The organism is Thalassobaculum litoreum DSM 18839 (assembly GCF_900102465.1).
In the GTDB taxonomy this organism is placed as follows: domain Bacteria; phylum Pseudomonadota; class Alphaproteobacteria; order Thalassobaculales; family Thalassobaculaceae; genus Thalassobaculum; species Thalassobaculum litoreum.
Genome location: NZ_FNBW01000005.1, coordinates 285,908 through 301,410 on the forward strand (window position 1 = coordinate 285,908; position 15,503 = coordinate 301,410).

Here is a 15,503-nt window from a genome sequence, read left to right on the forward strand (position 1 = left end):
GGCGGCGTCAGCAGGCGTCGTGGAAGATGATCCCGGCCGTATGGCGCAGGCCGGAGCGGACCCGGCTCACCCCGTGGCGGAGCTTCACGCGGTAGCTCCCGCGGGTGCCGCGTACCGGCCGGTTGTTGACGGCGAAGGCGACGGCATCGCCCTGGCGTAGCGGCACCACCTCCACCCGGCTCTGCATGCGGGGCCGCTGTTCGGTCATGCAGAACTCGCCGCCCGTGAAGTCCTCGCCCGGCTCGGAGAGCAGGATGGCGACCTGGATCGGGAAGACGAGATCCCCGTACAGGTCCTGATGCAGGCAGTTGAAGTCGCCCGGGCCGTATTGCAGCAGCAGCGGCGTCGGTCGGGTCTGACCGGCGGCGTGACAGCGCGCGAGATACGACGCGTGGCTCTCGGGAAAGCGCTCATCGACGCCCATGCGCTCGTTCCACTGGCTCGCCAGTCCCGCCAGACGCGGATAGAGCGTCGTGCGCAGGCCCGCGAGCAGGCCCGGCAGGGGATAGTCGAAGTAGCGGTATTCCCCCTTGCCGAACCCGTGCCGGGCCATGATGACGTGGCTGCGGAAGCGACCCGGCTCCGGATAGAGCGCGGCCGTGTCGCGGCATTCGGACGGGGTGAGGAGCCCGGACAGGACCGCGCAGCCGGTATTGTCCAACTCGCTGGTGAGCGCGGGCCAGTCATAGGCGGCGATCCGGGCATCCGTCATGGACTTCACTCCTGCTCTCCGTTCGGCGCGCATTTGCCCCTGTGCACGGCAGATGGACACTCCGATTGTTGCTCTCAAATCGGGCGCGTCCGTGGCGGCGGCGGAGGTGCGCGGCTTCCACGGCGCCCCATGCTGGCCGCCAGAAGGCGCGGGCAGGATCGGATTGGAGGGAGTTGCGTGTATAGGCGATTTATTCGACAGCGTTTCTGACTTGCATGAACTGTGATCGCACGGTTTAATTCATTGATTTATATTAGAGTTTCTGGAATTGCTTCACCTTTGATCGGGAAAGGCGCCTTGTCCGAAGGGCGAAAGAAACCATGACTCCAGAAGAGTTCACCAAGATTGTTTCGCCAACTGTTATTTCCAATAAGTCCTTTAATAAGGTTTTTTGTATCGGCTACAATAAAACAGGTACAACGACATTAGAACAGGTTCTTCGGCTCTATGGCTATAAGCTTCCCGATCAGCAGGATCAGGAAGTGCGCTTGACGAAGCAGGTGTTCTCTACCGACTACACCGAATTTAAGGAATATTGCCGGAATTTCGATGCATTCCAGGACATGCCGTTTTCGCAAGGACTGACCTACGTCGCCGCCGACGCATTATTTCCCAACAGCAAGTTCATTTTATCTGAGCGGGATCCCGACGCGTGGTTCGCCTCGATGTCCAACTTTCACAAAAAACTTTTCGACATGGGCGAGATGTCAAAAGTAACGGAAGAGGACATCCTTCATAAATTTACGTATCTTTATCCTGGGTACAATCACGCCAATAAGAAAATGCTCCTCAGCGTGTTCAATGGCGAAAACCGGGAAGTGCTGTGGGAAAAATTATACGATAAAGATTACTATGTGAATATGTATCAAAGCCGTAATGCTGAGATCAAAAGATACTTCTCGGAGACCGAAGATAAGCTTCTGATTATTGACGTTACCAAAGAACAGGACACCGGGAAGATATGTGACTTTCTGAACATCCCCCCGCACATGAAAGTTCCCATGCCCCATTCAAACAAGACATAAGAACGATCAAGGGCCTGGCCCGCTCTGGAAAACCAGGGCGGTTCGGTGTCGGTCCGGCATCCGCCCGGAATGCGGATCCGGCGGGAGGATGACGCCCGCGCCAACCGTCGGCAGTGCGTTGGACGTCATCGCGGGAGTACCCGCACCCGGGGCGGCGCACCGGAGGCGGTTCGATCAGGTGGGGATTTGGACGGTGTCGTGCGCCACTGCGGGTGCGCCCGGCCTTAGAGCGACGCCAGGTCGATGTCCAGGACGGTCATGTTGAACTGGTAGCAGACCTCGCCGTCCTCATCGTCGCGGAAGATCACCCCGAGGAATTCGTCGTCGAGCATGACCTCCACCGAATCGTCCTTGTTGGTGCGCGGGACGAGGGCGATCCGATTGTTCGAAAAGCGGTTGCGCAGATACGCCTGTACCTGAGCGATTTCCTTCGGTGTCACGTCGGTCTCCTCGCGGTGAAGTGAGTTGGCAATGTAGTGAGCATGATCTCGCTGTCGACCCCGGCTTATCGCAGGCGGCGGTGGTCGCGCAACCGCGATGGCGGTTTGGCCTCGCGCCCGGATCGCGTAGAAGGGGGCTGACTTCCGCCGAGGACCCGCCATGACGCCGCCGCCTTCCGCCCCACATGCCATGCCCGCCGCCGCACCCACCGACATCGTGATCGATTGTGATCCCGGCATCGACGACGCCATCGCCATTCTGCTGGCCGCCGCCTGCCCGCAGCAGGTGCGGATCTCCGCGCTGACCGCCACCCACGGCAATGTCGGCCTGGCGCTCACTGCCCGCAACGCCTGCAGGCTGCGCAGTCTGGCCGGCCTGCCGGAGGTGCCGGTGCATGCCGGCTGCCCGCGGCCGCTGACCGCTCCGGTGCACGACGCGGCCCATATCCACGGCGGCAACGGCCTGGGCGGAGTCGAACTGGCGGACGGCGACGATGGCCATGCCGAAGGTCGCGGGGGCCATGCCGAAGGCCGTGGGGGCCTCGCCGAGGCGCATGGGGTCGACGCGCTGATCGCCGAGGCTCAACGGGGCCGTACACTGGTGGCCGTCGGCCCGCTGACCAATGTGGCGGTCACGCTGATCAAGCGGCCGGAGACGGCGGCGCGCTGGCGCCGGCTGGTGATCATGGGCGGCGGGGTGGAGAAGGGGAACGTCACGCCCCAGGCCGAGTTCAACGTCTTCACCGACCCGGAAGCCGCCCGCACCGTGCTGACCACCACGGAATGGCCGGTGGCGGCCCGCCCGGTGCTGTTCCCGCTCGACACCACCCACCAGGCGCTGCTGTCGCCGGATTGGATCGCCGACCTCGCCGCGACGGGCGGAAAGGTCTGTCGGATCGCCGCCGCGATGCTCGGCGGCTACGACACGCCCAGCACCGCGGCGCAGGGCGGCAAGGCCGTGCACGACGCCATGGCGGTGGCCTGGACCATCCGCCCGGAGCTGTTCGAGACCCGGGCGGCCCGGATCGACGTGGTGACCGACAGCGGTGCGGCCCGGGGTCGCACGGTGGCCGATTTCGTCTCCATCGAGCCGACGGCTGATATCGTGACCGGCGTCGACGCGCCGGCCTTCATCCAGTGGCTGAAGGAGCGGCTGGCGTCGCTCGACGCGGCCCTGTCCGGGGGCTGAGTCTGGATGCAGCTGAGTCTGGTCGGGGCCGAGTCTGGTCGGGGCTGAGGCACGGCGGGCATGACGACGGGACTGAAACTTGGCATGGTAGGACAATGACGCTGACCGATCCCCTGATCGCCACCCTCGCGGTACCCGTTCTGGTGACGGTGGCCGTGGCCGTGCTGCTGCGGCTGATCGGCGGCGCCGGCACGGGGGCGCGGACGGCCGCTTTCGGCATTCCGGTGGGGCTGATCGTCGCCGTGGCCCTGCTGCCCGGGCTGGCGCCGACGCCGCCGGTGACGGTGATGGAGAAGCTGGTCTGGCTGGCGGCGGCCGGCGGGCTGATCGGCATCCTGATCGAGATGGTCACCCAGACCCGCTTCATCTCGGCCCTGGCGGCGTTCTTCTGGCCGTTCCTGGCGGTGGTCTGGACCTCCGGGATCGACGTGACCGCTGTCATCTCCGGCGAGACGCCGGCCCATCAGTTTCCCTACCGGGTGTTCGAGGTCTCGGCGGTCGCCGGCCTGATCGTCGGCCGGATGCACCAGATCGCCGAGGTCGAGCTCTGCGCCCCGGTGGCGCTGATCGTGATCGCTGCCGGGCTCGGCGCCGTGGGGCTGGCGACGGGACCGGGATACGCCTGGGCGATCGGCTTACCGCTGGCGGCGGCCGGGCTCGGCTGGGTGGTGTGCAACTGGCCGAACCGGCGCCTGCCGTTCGGCGCGCCGGGGGAGATCGGCGGCAGTGCGGTGGCGATCGCCCTGGCGGCGGTCATGGTCTACCAGGCCCGCGTACCGGTGGTGCTCGTGCTGCTGGTGCTGTCGGCCCTGGCGATCGAGCCGCTGGCCCGCCGCTTCGTGGCGACCAACGCGCTGACCAAATCGGAGGCGGTGCGTCCGATCGCCCTGGCGGGGATCCTGGCGCTGCCGGCGGCGCTGGCGGTGGTGCTGGCCCTGTACGCTCCGGCGTTGATCCCAGATATCTACCGGCCGTAGGCGGCGGTTTCCGTTTCTTCTGCTCACTGCCCGGATTTGTTCCGGGCCCTACGTAGCCGCGTGCTAGCGACGCGGGATCGTGTGCGCTCCACCCGTGGGCCCCGGCACAGGGCCGGGGAGTGGGAGAAGGGGAGAGGTGGCAGGAGTGCCCGGGTCGGCTTCGCTTCTCTTCCCGTCATCCCGGACGCGCCCCGAAGCGGATTCGGGGCGCGTCGGGAGGGCGGTGAGGGGCGCTACGCCAGCCCCTCCAGCCCGGCATCGACGCTGAGCGACTGGCCGGTGATGTTGCGGCCGGCCTCGGAGCAGATGAACAGGATCTGATGGGCGATGTCGCCCGCCGTCACGAAGCGCTTCATCAGCGTCACGTCGGCCATCTTGGTGCGCATCTCGTTCTCGGAGATGCCGCCGGCTTCCGCCTTGGCCTTGATCACCCGGTCGATGCGCGCGCCCTCCACCGGGCCCGGCTGGACGCAGTTCACGCGGATGCCGTGGGGGCCGAGTTCCATGGCGCAGGTGCGGGTGAAGCCGACGATGCCGAACTTCGCCGCCGAATAGGGGCTGCGCAGCGGGAAGCCGAACTTGCCGGCTGCCGAGGACAGGTTGACGATGCTGCCGCCGCCCGACTTGATCAGCGCCGGCACCGCCTTCTGGGTGCCCAGGAAGGCACTGGTCAGGTTGATGGTGAGGCAGGCGGTCCAGTCCTCCAGGGAGACGTCCTCCACCGGCGCGGTCGGCCCGGCGGTGCCGGCGTTGTTCACCATGATGTCGAGCCCGCCCAGGGTCTCGATGCCCTTGTCCATGAAGTCCTGGAAGGCGGCGGCGTCGCCGACGTCGCAGGGCACGCCCTGCAGGCCCGGGATCGTCGCCTTGGCGTCTTCCAGCGCGTCCACGTCCAGGTCGCAGGTATAGACGGTGGCGCCGGCAGCGGCGAAGACCTCCGCCGTCCTGCGGCCGATGCCCTGGGCGCCTGCGGTGATGATGGCGCGCTTGCCGGTCAGATCGAGCTTCATGGGGTCCCTCCGGTACTCGGTTTCTTGGCCGCAGGGACTATAGCGGGGGCCGGTTCGTCGCGTCAGTTCTTCAAATGCGGGTTCAGTCGTCCAGGTTGAGTTTCTGGCGCACGTCCTTGCGGATGATCTCCACGTCCTTGCCGCTCAGCATCACCCCGGCGACGACGAAGGCGAGCGCGAGGCCGATGGCCGAGGCCATGGCGCCCGTGCCCCAGGCCGGACCGTAGGTGTCCCAGATGAACACGGTGCCGAACCAGAACCCGCCGAACGAGGCTAGCGCCGCCAGCAGCAGGAAGCCGACGCGCATGCACAGCCCGCCGATGCGGTTGGCCGACATCAGCTCGCGGAACATGGCCGACGCCTCGGCCTCGGCGATGGCGCGGGTGATCTTGTTGCGCGCGATCTTCTGCCAGTCGCCGTAGGCCATGCCGGTGCTGCCGTCCAGGCGCCCTGGATTGAGGATCGCCTCCTTCAGGTCGGCGACGATGCTGTCGGCCCGTTCCTTCGGCGTCTTGCGCTTCAGGCTCGGATAGATCGGCCCGTCATCGGAGTTCGCGGGGGACTCGCGGAAGACCGGGCCGGGGGAGACCGCGGCTCCGGCACCGGCGGGGCCGTGCCGGGCGGGCGGGCCGGCGTGGGCAGGGCGGTTGGGGGCAGGGCGGTTGGACGGTGGGCGCATACGCTGTTCCGCTCGCATCGACATCGGGCTGCCCGCGATCAGAGGGTGCCGCGGAGCACTCGTTCGCGAAAATACCGGTTCAGCGTGGCGAAGGCGACCGAATCCAGGTCGTTGAACGCTACGCCGACCGACCCGTCATCGTCGTCCTTGCGCCGGACCTCGCCGCTGGTGCGGAACAGGGCGCCCGGGCCGGCGGTCGGCACGAAGACGCGCATGGCGGTACAGTCGCCCGGTTCCAGCGCGCCGGAATACTCCAGCACCCGGAGGCCGCCGAGGCTCCAGTCACCGATGGCATAGGGTGCATTGCCGATGACGACGGTCATGGGGGCGGAGATCCGGCGGGTGCTGCGGCGGTCGGCCTGGCGGTTGCCCGGGGCGGGGGTGGGTGACATGGGGTCATCTCCGATTGATGCTTCATCGTGTCCTGCGGAGGCGGTGTCCGAGGGCACGGTCTCCGCCGGTTCTCCAGCAACCGGCGTGCCAAGGCGGCAGGTCACGGCGGCGGGCGTTGTTTTCCAACGATTCGTGCCGTGCCGTCGGTCCGACGCGCCAGCGCCGGCGGCAGAATCTGCCCGGCCGGAGCCGTCCGCGTGGATCGCCTTTGCCCAGTGGGCCGACCGTGAATCGCCCTCCAACTCGTTAAGGATAGAGCGACTTCACACGACCGGATGTTTCGACTGACCGTGGTTTTTTTAGGCCGTGTGCTTGCTGACCGGGCCGAGATTGGGCCAGGCGGGGCGGGTCGACACGTCCTTCGATCCGCAGGAGCTGCACCGCATCCGCGCGCCGATCTCCGGCACCGGGAAGGCCGGGCCGAGCTGGGCGATCAGCATGGCGGTGGACGCCTCTGCATAGTGGCTGCACCGGTTGCACCAGCAGAACACGCCGACCTTGGCCGACAGCAGATCCCCCAACTGGGCCGCCCGCTGGTCGCGGTCCTTCCGGTCCATCAACTCCCGCTTCATCCGTCCCATGCCGCGACCGTCCTCGTCCCGTTCTGCCGAGTGAGAACATAACAAGAACATTCGAGGCGAACAACTGGGAGCGAAATTCAACCGGCCTTTTGCATGTCGCGGATTCAGTCAAAAGTTGTATTGGATAATGTGCGATTCAGTTGAAGCGACGCAAGCGTTTGAAGAAGTCTTTATGTTTGTTTTTATATTTATTTATCAACTCGCTCGTCATCCCGAACCGATCCCGGATTTAATCCGGGACGGGATGGCGGCGGGGGAGGGGGTGAGTTCGGAGGTGGCCGCGCCCGAGGTGATCGGCACAGAGCGCCCTCAGCTCTGTACCAGCCGGGGCAGCTTCTCGAAGACGGCGAGCACGTCCAGCAGGCTGGTGCTGCTCTTCAGGCGCTTCTGGCCCGCGAACAGGGCGAAGGTCGGCCGCTTCTGGCCGCGGCGCTGGGTCTTCGACACCGAATAGAGCGGCCGTTCGTGGGTGTGCCGGAAGATCGAGAACACCGCCATGTCGTCATGCCGGTCCAGCGCATAGTCCCGCCATTCGCCCGCGGCGACGCGGCTCGCATACAGCGAGAGCAACTGACCCAACTCGTGACGGGTGAAGAAGAAGTGGCGGACCGACTTGCGCGTGCTCGGGAGACGGATGAGATTTTCCATCGGCCGGCGGATATCCTTGCGTTACCTAGCCTGTCTGCTAGGAAGTCTTTCTGAATTTCCCGGCGGGGTAAACCCCCAGCGGTCATGTCCCGGGGACATGTCCCAGCCCTCGCGTCGCCGCCAAGGGCGGTTGGCGGGTGCGCGTTGATTTCCGCACGCCCCGCCGCTAGGTTGCGCGACCGCCGCATATCCGCGGATGACCGTGTTCCGGATGCGGCGGGCGAGCCGGACACCTGAGTTTGGAGAACGATGCCGTGGCCGACATCTTCCGGGAAGTCGACGAAGAACTGCAGCAGGAGCGCGCCGCGACGCTGTGGAAGAAGTATGGCGGCTGGGTCATCGCGCTCTGCGTTGGCATCGTCCTGGCCGTCGCCGGCAACGTCTTCTGGCGCGAATACAAGGCGAACCAGCGGGCCGAACAGGCCGCCGCCTATGCCGAGGCGTCCGCCCTGCTCGGGCAGGAGAAGCCGCGCGAGGCCGCCGAGGCCTTCGCCGCCCTGGCCGATTCAGGCGATGCCGGCTATGCCGCGATCGCCCGGCTGAGCCAGGCCGCCGCCCTGGTCGATGCCGACGATATTCCGGCCGCCGCCGAAACCTACATGGCGATCGCCAACGACTCGTCGGTGCCGGCGCCCTATGGCGATCTGGCGCGGCTGCATGGCGTAAGGCTGCGGATCGGCACCGCCAACGCCCCGACCCTGCACAGCGACCTTGCGCCGCTGCTGACCCCGGGCAACGCCTGGGAGCCGCTGGCCCGCGAGACCGAGGCGGCGATCTCGATCCAGGAGGGGGACATCGACGCCGCCCGCGAGTCCCTGAAGCTGATCGCCGACAACCCGGAGACGCCGGGCCAGCTGCGCCAGCGCGCCAGCGAACTCCTCCAGGCCCTGGGCGGGTGAGGTCAGCGTGATCCGCTTCGGCGCCCGTTTCCCCCTCGTCGCCTCCCTTGCCGCCACCCTCGCGCTCGCCGGTTGCGGCAGCGGCGACTTCTTCGGCGAGGACGCCCAGATTCCGCTGCCGGGCGAGCGGCTTCCGGTGCTGCAGATCGGCGAAGGCCTCAAGGAGGACCCGAGCATCGCCGACCTGCAGGTCGTGCTGCCGCGTCCTTATGTGAACGCCTACTGGTCGCAGCCCGGCGGCAACGCCTCCAAGGCGCTCGGCCATGTGGATGCCGGCGACGCCCTGGCACAGGCTTGGTCCGTGTCGATCGGCAGCGGCGGCGACGACGAGGTGTCGCTCCTGACCCAGCCGCTGGTGGTGGACGACACCGTCCTCGTGCTCGACAGCGAGGCCAATCTGCGGGCGCTGAACGCCGCCAACGGCCGCGAGCTGTGGGAGCACGACCTGCGGCCCGAGGACGAGGACGACGCGGTCTATCCGGGCGGCATCGTCGCCGACGCCGCGAACGTCTATGCCGCCACCGGCTTCGGCGAGGTGATTTCCTTTGCCATCGCCGACGGCTCCGAGAACTGGCGCGTGCGCCTGCCGGGACCGGTGCGCGGGGCGCCGGCGATCGCCGACGGGCGCCTGTTCGCGGTGACCCTGGAGAACCGAACCATCGCCCTGTCGACCGCCGACGGATCCCGGATCTGGGAGCACCAGGGCATCACCGAGATCGCCTCCCTGCTCGGCGGCGCCGCCCCGGCGGTGCAGGGCTCGACGGTGCTGGTGCCGTACTCCTCCGGTCAGCTCTTCGCCCTGCGGGTCGAGACCGGCCGCGTGGTCTGGGTCGAGAACCTGTCGAGCCTGCGGGCGCTGGACGCCATCTCCCGCCTGTCCGACATCCGCGGCAGCCCGGTGATCGACGGCGACCTGGCCTTCGCGGTCAGCCATGCCGGCCGCATGGCAGCGATCGACATGCGCTCCGGCCGCCGGGTGTGGGAACGCGCCATCGGCAGCACCTCGATGCCCTGGGTGGCCGGCGAGTTCGTGTTCGTCGTCAGCCTGACCGGCGAGGTCGTGGCCCTGACCCGGCGCGACGGCCGGGTGCGCTGGGTGCACCGCCTGCCGCGCTACGAGGACATGGAGGATCAGACCGGGCCGATCCAGTACGCCGGTCCGGTTCTGGTCGGCGACCGGCTGCTGGTCGGCTCGTCCGACGGCTTCGTCTATGCGATTTCGCCGTATACCGGCAAACTGCTCGGCCGGATCGAGGTCGGGGACCCGGTCTATGTCGCCCCCATCGTCGCCGGTGGCACGATCTACGTCCTCGACAACGACGCGCAACTGCGCGCGTACCGCTAGGGGACCCGCCATGGCGCTCAAGGTCGCCATCATCGGCCGGCCGAATGTCGGCAAGTCGACGCTGTTCAACCGGCTGACCGGGACCAAGCACGCCCTGGTCGACGACACCCCCGGCGTGACCCGCGACCGGCGTGAAGGCGACGGCCGGATCGCCGACCTCAATTTCCGCATCGTCGATACCGCCGGCCTGGAGGACGCCCAGGACGACAGCCTGGAGGGGCGAATGCGCCGCCAGACCGAGGCGGCGGTGCAGCAGGCCGATCTGGTCTTCATGATGATCGACGCCCGGGCCGGCGTCACGCCGCTGGACGCCCATTTCGCCGACTGGCTGCGCCGGGTGAAGGTGCCGGTGACCGTGCTCGCCAACAAGTGCGAGGGACGCGGCGGTATCGCCGGGCTGAGCGAGGCCTATAAGCTGGGTCTCGGCGACCCGGTGCCGATCTCCGCCGAGCATGGCGAGGGCATGGGCGAGCTCTACGACATCATCCGCGCCCGGATCGAGGCCGATCCCGTGCTCGCCGCCGAGCTCTATGCGGAGGACGAGGAGGACCCGTTCCCCGAGGAGGTCCTGGACGGCGTCGATCTCGACGAGGCCGATCTGGAAGAGGACGCGATCCTGCAGGATCGGGGGCCGAAGGGTCCGCTGAAGCTCGCCATCGTCGGCCGTCCGAACGTCGGCAAGTCGACCCTGATCAACCGGCTGCTCGGCGAGGACCGGCTGCTGACCGGCCCCGAGGCCGGCATCACCCGCGACTCCATCGAGATCCCCTGGAGCTACAAGGGCCGGGAGATCCACCTGATCGACACCGCCGGTCTGCGCCGCAAGGCCCGGGTGGTGGAGAAGCTGGAGCGGATGTCGACCACCGACAGCATGCGCGCCGTGCGCTTCGCCCAGGTGGTCATGCTGGTGCTCGACGGCGAGCAGATGCTGGAGAAGCAGGACCTTGCCATCGCCCGCACGGTACTGGACCAGGGTCGCGCCCTGATCATCGCCGTCAACAAGTGGGACGCGGTCGCCGACAAGAACGCCGCCGGCCAGCGCCTGCGCGACCGGCTGGACACGTCGCTCGCCCAGGTGCGCGGCATTCCCTGGATCGCCGTCTCCGCCCTGCGCGGCAGCAATCTGGACAAGCTGCTGGACGCGGTGTTCGACATCTACGACGTCTGGAACACCCGGGTGCCGACCAGCCGGCTCAACCGCTGGCTGGAGCGCATGGTCGATCAGCATCCGCCGCCGCTGTCCAAGGGCCGGCGCCTGCGCCTGCGCTACATGACCCAGGTCAAGGCCCGTCCGCCGACCTTCGCCGCCTTCGTCAGCCAGGCGGACGAGCTGCCGGAAAGCTACGTGCGCTACCTGATCGGCGGCCTGCGGGACGAATTCGGGCTGGCCGGGGTGCCGATCCGGGTTAATCTGCGCAAACGGCGCAACCCCTACGTCGACGACCGCTAGCCGAGAGGCGGTGACGGGGCGGCTGCCGCACGCAGCGCAGGACGGAGCCGCCATGCGAAGCCGCGGGAAGACGAAGTTGGATGCCAGGGTCTCGATCTCGGACCTTGCGCGGATGTACGACGGACGGAACGACGGCACGCCGCCGACCCACCGCTACACCAAGGGCCGCATGCCGCTGCGCCGCGGTTCCCTGAATCAGACCGGCACCGTGAACCAGGGCGGCACGCGGCTGGCCCGGCTGAAGGCCCGCGCGTCGGGCATCCGCTATGCGCTGCAGACCGAGGCGATGGACCGCTCCAAGCTGCGGGAGCTGGAGCAGACCCTGCGGAACCTGGAGCTGGCCATCCGCGGGATGGAAGACACCTTGAAGAGCGAGTGAGGACGGGGTGGGCGAGATTCTCAACAGGCTGGTGGAGGATTGCCGTCGTGCGGCGGGATCGACCGATCCGGTCGCCGGGGTGCAGGCCGCGCTGTCGCTGGTGACGGCGGATCCGGACACGACCATCGCCGAGATCCCCGACTTCGAGGGCGAGGATTACGTGCTGCACCGGGCCGACGACCTGTCGGTCTTCCTGGTGCGTCAGGCGCCGAACACGGCGGGGCCGCCGCACGATCACGGGATGACGGCGGTGATCGCCATGCTGGAGGGGGTGGAGATCCACCGCCGCTACCGCCGGGAGGGGCAGCGCATCACCCTGGACCGGGAGCAGACGGCCGGTCCCGGCGGCATTCTGGTGCTCGCCCCGCGCGACGTGCACGCCATCGCCAACCCGGACCCGACCCCGTCGATCGGCGTCCATGTCTATCTGGGCGACATCGTCGGGATCGAACGCACGCTGTGGGATACGGCTTCCGGCGAGGCGCTCCCGTTCACCCTGGAGAGCTACGAAAGCAGGGTGCGGGCCTACCGATAGACCAACCTCCCCACGGGGTTTGTGACAGCGACCACGGCTTGACACCCGACGCCCGGCCAACAAGGTTGGGGTTTCCGTCGTCGGTGCCGTGCCGACCTTACGTACGGATCGGTTCCGCCGGTCCAGGACCAGATTGTGGACTGTTTTCCATGTTACGCCCGGAGTCATTCGAGTCGGTCAACGACGCCCTGGACATGGGCACGATCGAGCGCTTCCCGGTTCTCTCCGGTGTTTTCGAGACCTGGCGGCGGCTCGGTGACGGCGCGGCGCCGACGGGCGTCGATGCCCTGGACCTCCCGCCCCGGGCGCTGCCCTATCTGATGCTGGTCGATCTCGACGGGACGAAGGACGCGGTGATCCGTCTGGCCGGAACGGCGGCCTGCAACCTCTATGGCCGCGAGTTGAAGGGGACCAGCGTCCACGACTTCTTCGGCGCCCGGGACGCGCGGCTCGTGCTCGACGACCTGCTGACGGTCGCGGAGAACGAGGCCCCGATGCTGACCCACCGCTCCTATGTCTCGATCAACGGAAAACCGTGGAGCTATGTCCGGCTGCTGCTGCCGATCCGTCCGGAGGGCGGCCGGGTGACACGGATCCTGAAGGCGCTGGAGCCGAGCAAATTCAGCGCCGTGCCGGTGCGCTCGACGCCGGCGAACCGCCACGCTGGGCTATAGGGCCGGCGAGCCTATGTCCGTGTAGGCTCTATACAGAGCACCCCCGATGTTTGAGTATTCGCCAGACGATTGGGCTGGTGCCCACGGCATCGGGTAGAAGGGGGATCGTTTCGGGCGCGCGATTCCGGGCGGCGCCGGCCGCTGAATTGGGGCGGATGACCCTATGAAACTGAAATGGCTGGTGCTTCTGGTCTTTGCCGGCGTGCAGACGCTCACCGCCGGGATCGTCGCCGTGAGCACCTGGGCGGTGGTGACCGGTTCGGTGGCGACCAACACCGCACACACCACCCGGGCCGTCGCCGATACGGTGCGGCTGCGCTTCGAGCGGTTCGTCGATCCGGCGACCGACGCGGTCGACCTGGCCCGCTTCGTCCTGCAGCGCCACGGTCCGGTGGACGTGTCCCTCGACACTTTCGAACGATTCATGTTCGACCAGTTGACCAGTCATCCGGTGGTGGACGCGCTCTACATGGGCCGCTCGACCGGCGAGTTCATGATGGTCAAACGGGTCCGGGCGCCGGGGCCGCCGACCTTCCTGACAAAGCATATCCGTGTCGGGGAAGAGGACCGCACGGTCGAGTTTCGCCTGCGCGACCGGCAGTTCGATCTGGTGCGGCGCTGGCGCGACGACGACGACCCGTTCGACCCGCGCACCCGGCCCTGGTACCGGGTAGCCCAGGAGCAGGCCGAGGAACAAGCCCAGGACGACATCCAGCGCTGGACCGAGCCCTATACCTTCTTCACCTCCGGCGCACCCGGCGTCTCCACTGCCAACGCCCTGATGGGCACCTCGGCCGACAGCTGGGGCGCGGTCTCGGTCGACATCGAGACCGGTTCCTTTTCCAAGTTCCTGTCCTCCCTGGCCCTGCCCGGCGGCGGCGAGGCGTTCATCGCCGGGTGGGACGGCGAGGTGGTCGCTCTGCCGGCGGAGGTCGGGGAGGCGGGGCGGGCGCTGTTCGCCGAGCCCGACGACAGCCGGCGCCCGGCCCTTCTCCTGGCCCTGCTCGAGGCCGACCGAGAGGCGCTGGCGGCGGCCGGAGACGGCCGGGTGCTGCGCGACGTGGTGGTCGGCGGTCGGTCCTACATCGTCCAACTCGTCGGTTTCGCGGAGGCCGGCATGCCCTGGAGCATCATCGTCGCCGTGCCCGAGGACGCCGTCTTCGGCTGGGTCTACCGCCTGCGTAACGAGATCATGGCGATCAGCGTCGCCGCCTGTCTGCTGGCGGGCGTCCTGCTGCTGCTGTTCTGGCACCGGGCGATCGAGCGGCCGATGGCGGCGATCTCCTCGCGGCTGGCGGTCATCGGCGCCGGCGGCAATGGGGACGGTGCGCCGGTCTCCGGGGCGAAGGAGATGCGGCAGATCGACCAGGCGGTGATCGCCGCCGGCCAGATGATTAGCGAACGCCAGGCTGCCCGGCTGACGCTGATCGACCGGCTGCGCGAGCTGGTGGAGGCGATGGAGCGGGCGCCGGTGGGGATCGCGATCCTGGAGGCCGACCGGCGGCTGAGCTTCGCCAACGGGGCGGCGCGTACCGCCCTGTCGGTCGGCGACGGCGACGATGTCCGCCTCGACACCGCGGTCCTGGGCATGTCGGAAGCCGAGTTCGCGGCCAAGGCCGAGCTGGTGGCCGGAGGGCGCACGATCCGCGGCGAGGCGGTACTGCCGGACGCCGACGGCGCGGAGGCGGAATACGGGGTCCTGCTGTCGCCGCTCGGCGACGGCGACGAGACCCGGATCCTGCTGGTGCTCGAGGACGTCTCCACGGCCAACGTCCTGGAGGCGGGAATTGTGGCGGCGCGCGAGGCGGCGGAGCGCAGCGACCAGGCCAAGACCCTCTTCCTGGCGCAGATGAGCCACGAGTTCCGCACGCCGCTGAATGCCATCGCCGGGTTCTCCGAGATGCTGCAGGGAGCGCCAGATATGGGCTCGGAGAAGGCTCGCCAGTATATCGGCCATATCAGCGCCAGCGCGGCGACGCTGCTGGAGATGGTCGATCGCATCCTGGAATACGCCCGCTACGAAAGCGGGGCCGTCGGCACGGCGCCGCGGCCGACGGATATCGCGGGCGTGCTGGAGGATGCCATCGACGCGGTGAGCCGCGAGGCGGCGGTGGCCGGGGTGACGGTGGAACTTACCCTGCATGGCCGGCTGGAGCCGGTGGCGGCGGATCCGGCGATGCTGACCCGCGCCCTGGAGCAGCTTCTGTCCAATGCCATCAAGTTTTCCAGGCCCGGCTCGGCCGTCTCGGTCGCCGCGGCCCCCAGCCCGGGCAAGGATCCGCGGCGCATCACGGTCGGCATCGTCGACCGTGGCAGCGGCATCAACCCGGTCGATCTGCCGCGGGTGTTCGATCCGTTCTGGAAGGCCGACACCCATCTGCGGGCCAGTACCGAGGGGCCGGGTCTGGGTCTGGCGATCGCCCGACGCATCATCGCCGGCTTCGGCGGTCAGATCGAGGTGGACAGCGCCCCCGGAGAGGGAACGCGGGTCGTGGCGACCCTGCCGGTGTTCTCAGGTCCGAGCCAGAACCGCTCGAACGGCAGCTGAGCCGACGTGCTTCTCCGGG

At 67.9% G+C, this 15,503-nt stretch carries 17 protein-coding genes; 10 read left to right on the forward strand and 7 right to left on the reverse strand.

Features of this window, described 5'->3' with window-relative positions; all coding sequences use genetic code 11:
• Window positions 1-7: 7 nt before the first annotated feature.
• Complete coding sequence (locus BLS34_RS10095; RefSeq protein ID WP_215906086.1) at window positions 8-712, reverse strand: 2OG-Fe(II) oxygenase; 705 nt, start codon at window positions 710-712, stop codon at window positions 8-10.
• 320 nt (window positions 713-1,032) lie between these two features.
• Between BLS34_RS10095 and BLS34_RS10100 the strand changes: the two genes are divergently transcribed.
• Entirely contained in the window at window positions 1,033-1,737 is a 705-nt protein-coding gene (locus BLS34_RS10100) for a sulfotransferase (protein ID WP_139189218.1), read from the forward strand.
• Window positions 1,738-1,961: 224 nt separating this feature from the next.
• Here BLS34_RS10100 and BLS34_RS10105 read toward each other — a convergent pair whose 3' ends face one another.
• Window positions 1,962-2,177: a DUF3126 family protein gene (locus BLS34_RS10105; protein WP_028792648.1), complete on the reverse strand. Its 216-nt coding sequence runs from the start codon at window positions 2,175-2,177 to the stop codon at window positions 1,962-1,964.
• 160 nt (window positions 2,178-2,337) lie between these two features.
• Between BLS34_RS10105 and BLS34_RS10110 the strand changes: the two genes are divergently transcribed.
• Together BLS34_RS10110 and BLS34_RS10115 are read left to right on the forward strand one after the other, a co-directional pair.
• On the forward strand, window positions 2,338-3,366 hold the full coding sequence (locus tag BLS34_RS10110) for a nucleoside hydrolase (protein ID WP_093150053.1): 1,029 nt from the start codon (window positions 2,338-2,340) through the stop codon (window positions 3,364-3,366).
• Between the two features lie 95 nt (window positions 3,367-3,461).
• Window positions 3,462-4,343, forward strand: coding sequence for a hypothetical protein (locus BLS34_RS10115; protein ID WP_093150055.1), 882 nt, complete (start codon window positions 3,462-3,464; stop codon window positions 4,341-4,343).
• A 233-nt stretch (window positions 4,344-4,576) separates the two neighbouring features.
• Here BLS34_RS10115 and BLS34_RS10120 read toward each other — a convergent pair whose 3' ends face one another.
• The 5 genes from BLS34_RS10120 to BLS34_RS10140 form a co-directional block, all read right to left on the reverse strand.
• Window positions 4,577-5,353: an SDR family oxidoreductase gene (locus BLS34_RS10120; protein WP_028792645.1), complete on the reverse strand. Its 777-nt coding sequence runs from the start codon at window positions 5,351-5,353 to the stop codon at window positions 4,577-4,579.
• 82 nt (window positions 5,354-5,435) lie between these two features.
• Entirely contained in the window at window positions 5,436-6,032 is a 597-nt protein-coding gene (locus tag BLS34_RS10125; RefSeq protein ID WP_093150057.1) for a hypothetical protein, read from the reverse strand.
• Between the two features lie 38 nt (window positions 6,033-6,070).
• Complete coding sequence (locus tag BLS34_RS10130) at window positions 6,071-6,424, reverse strand: PilZ domain-containing protein (RefSeq protein ID WP_093150059.1); 354 nt, start codon at window positions 6,422-6,424, stop codon at window positions 6,071-6,073.
• 300 nt (window positions 6,425-6,724) lie between these two features.
• Window positions 6,725-7,006 carry a hypothetical protein gene (locus BLS34_RS10135; protein WP_028792642.1) on the reverse strand — a complete coding sequence of 94 codons (282 nt, stop codon included), beginning with the start codon at window positions 7,004-7,006 and terminating at the stop codon, window positions 6,725-6,727.
• A 309-nt stretch (window positions 7,007-7,315) separates the two neighbouring features.
• Entirely contained in the window at window positions 7,316-7,654 is a 339-nt protein-coding gene (locus BLS34_RS10140) for a DUF2794 domain-containing protein (protein WP_028792641.1), read from the reverse strand.
• A 254-nt stretch (window positions 7,655-7,908) separates the two neighbouring features.
• On the opposite strand from BLS34_RS10140, the gene BLS34_RS10145 reads away from it, so the two are divergent.
• From BLS34_RS10145 to BLS34_RS26660, 7 genes are all read left to right on the forward strand, one after another.
• The gene (locus tag BLS34_RS10145; protein ID WP_028792640.1) at window positions 7,909-8,553 is read left to right on the forward strand and encodes a tetratricopeptide repeat protein; all 645 of its coding nucleotides are present in this window, start codon (window positions 7,909-7,911) and stop codon (window positions 8,551-8,553) included.
• A 7-nt stretch (window positions 8,554-8,560) separates the two neighbouring features.
• The gene (locus BLS34_RS10150) at window positions 8,561-9,898 is read left to right on the forward strand and encodes an outer membrane protein assembly factor BamB family protein (RefSeq protein ID WP_028792639.1); all 1,338 of its coding nucleotides are present in this window, start codon (window positions 8,561-8,563) and stop codon (window positions 9,896-9,898) included.
• Between the two features lie 10 nt (window positions 9,899-9,908).
• Window positions 9,909-11,348: a ribosome biogenesis GTPase Der gene (der, locus tag BLS34_RS10155; RefSeq protein WP_028792638.1), complete on the forward strand. Its 1,440-nt coding sequence runs from the start codon at window positions 9,909-9,911 to the stop codon at window positions 11,346-11,348.
• A 76-nt stretch (window positions 11,349-11,424) separates the two neighbouring features.
• A complete protein-coding gene (locus tag BLS34_RS10160; RefSeq protein WP_093150061.1) occupies window positions 11,425-11,727 on the forward strand; it encodes a hypothetical protein in 303 nt (100 codons plus the stop codon).
• 7 nt (window positions 11,728-11,734) lie between these two features.
• Window positions 11,735-12,262: a cysteine dioxygenase gene (locus BLS34_RS10165; RefSeq protein ID WP_093150063.1), complete on the forward strand. Its 528-nt coding sequence runs from the start codon at window positions 11,735-11,737 to the stop codon at window positions 12,260-12,262.
• Window positions 12,263-12,411: 149 nt separating this feature from the next.
• Complete coding sequence (locus BLS34_RS10170; protein WP_093150065.1) at window positions 12,412-12,936, forward strand: PAS domain-containing protein; 525 nt, start codon at window positions 12,412-12,414, stop codon at window positions 12,934-12,936.
• A gap of 163 nt (window positions 12,937-13,099) precedes the next feature.
• Entirely contained in the window at window positions 13,100-15,484 is a 2,385-nt protein-coding gene (locus BLS34_RS26660) for a sensor histidine kinase (protein ID WP_093150067.1), read from the forward strand.
• Window positions 15,485-15,503: the final 19 nt, after the last annotated feature.

Bases quoted from the DNA above. Each gene is read 5' to 3' on its own strand.
- BLS34_RS26660 (WP_093150067.1), top strand. From the start codon at position 13,100: ATGAAACTGAAATGGCTGGTGCTTCTGGTCTTTGCCGGCGTGCAGACG.
- BLS34_RS10115 (WP_093150055.1), top strand. From the start codon at position 3,462: ATGACGCTGACCGATCCCCTGATCGCCACCCTCGCGGTACCCGTTCTG.
- BLS34_RS10095 (WP_215906086.1), bottom strand. From the start codon at position 712: ATGACGGATGCCCGGATCGCCGCCTATGACTGGCCCGCGCTCACCAGC.
- BLS34_RS10100 (WP_139189218.1), top strand. From the start codon at position 1,033: ATGACTCCAGAAGAGTTCACCAAGATTGTTTCGCCAACTGTTATTTCC.
- der (WP_028792638.1), top strand. From the start codon at position 9,909: ATGGCGCTCAAGGTCGCCATCATCGGCCGGCCGAATGTCGGCAAGTCG.
- BLS34_RS10140 (WP_028792641.1), bottom strand. From the start codon at position 7,654: ATGGAAAATCTCATCCGTCTCCCGAGCACGCGCAAGTCGGTCCGCCAC.
- BLS34_RS10130 (WP_093150059.1), bottom strand. From the start codon at position 6,424: ATGTCACCCACCCCCGCCCCGGGCAACCGCCAGGCCGACCGCCGCAGC.
- BLS34_RS10120 (WP_028792645.1), bottom strand. From the start codon at position 5,353: ATGAAGCTCGATCTGACCGGCAAGCGCGCCATCATCACCGCAGGCGCC.
- BLS34_RS10125 (WP_093150057.1), bottom strand. From the start codon at position 6,032: ATGCGCCCACCGTCCAACCGCCCTGCCCCCAACCGCCCTGCCCACGCC.
- BLS34_RS10170 (WP_093150065.1), top strand. From the start codon at position 12,412: ATGTTACGCCCGGAGTCATTCGAGTCGGTCAACGACGCCCTGGACATG.
- BLS34_RS10135 (WP_028792642.1), bottom strand. From the start codon at position 7,006: ATGGGACGGATGAAGCGGGAGTTGATGGACCGGAAGGACCGCGACCAG.
- BLS34_RS10110 (WP_093150053.1), top strand. From the start codon at position 2,338: ATGACGCCGCCGCCTTCCGCCCCACATGCCATGCCCGCCGCCGCACCC.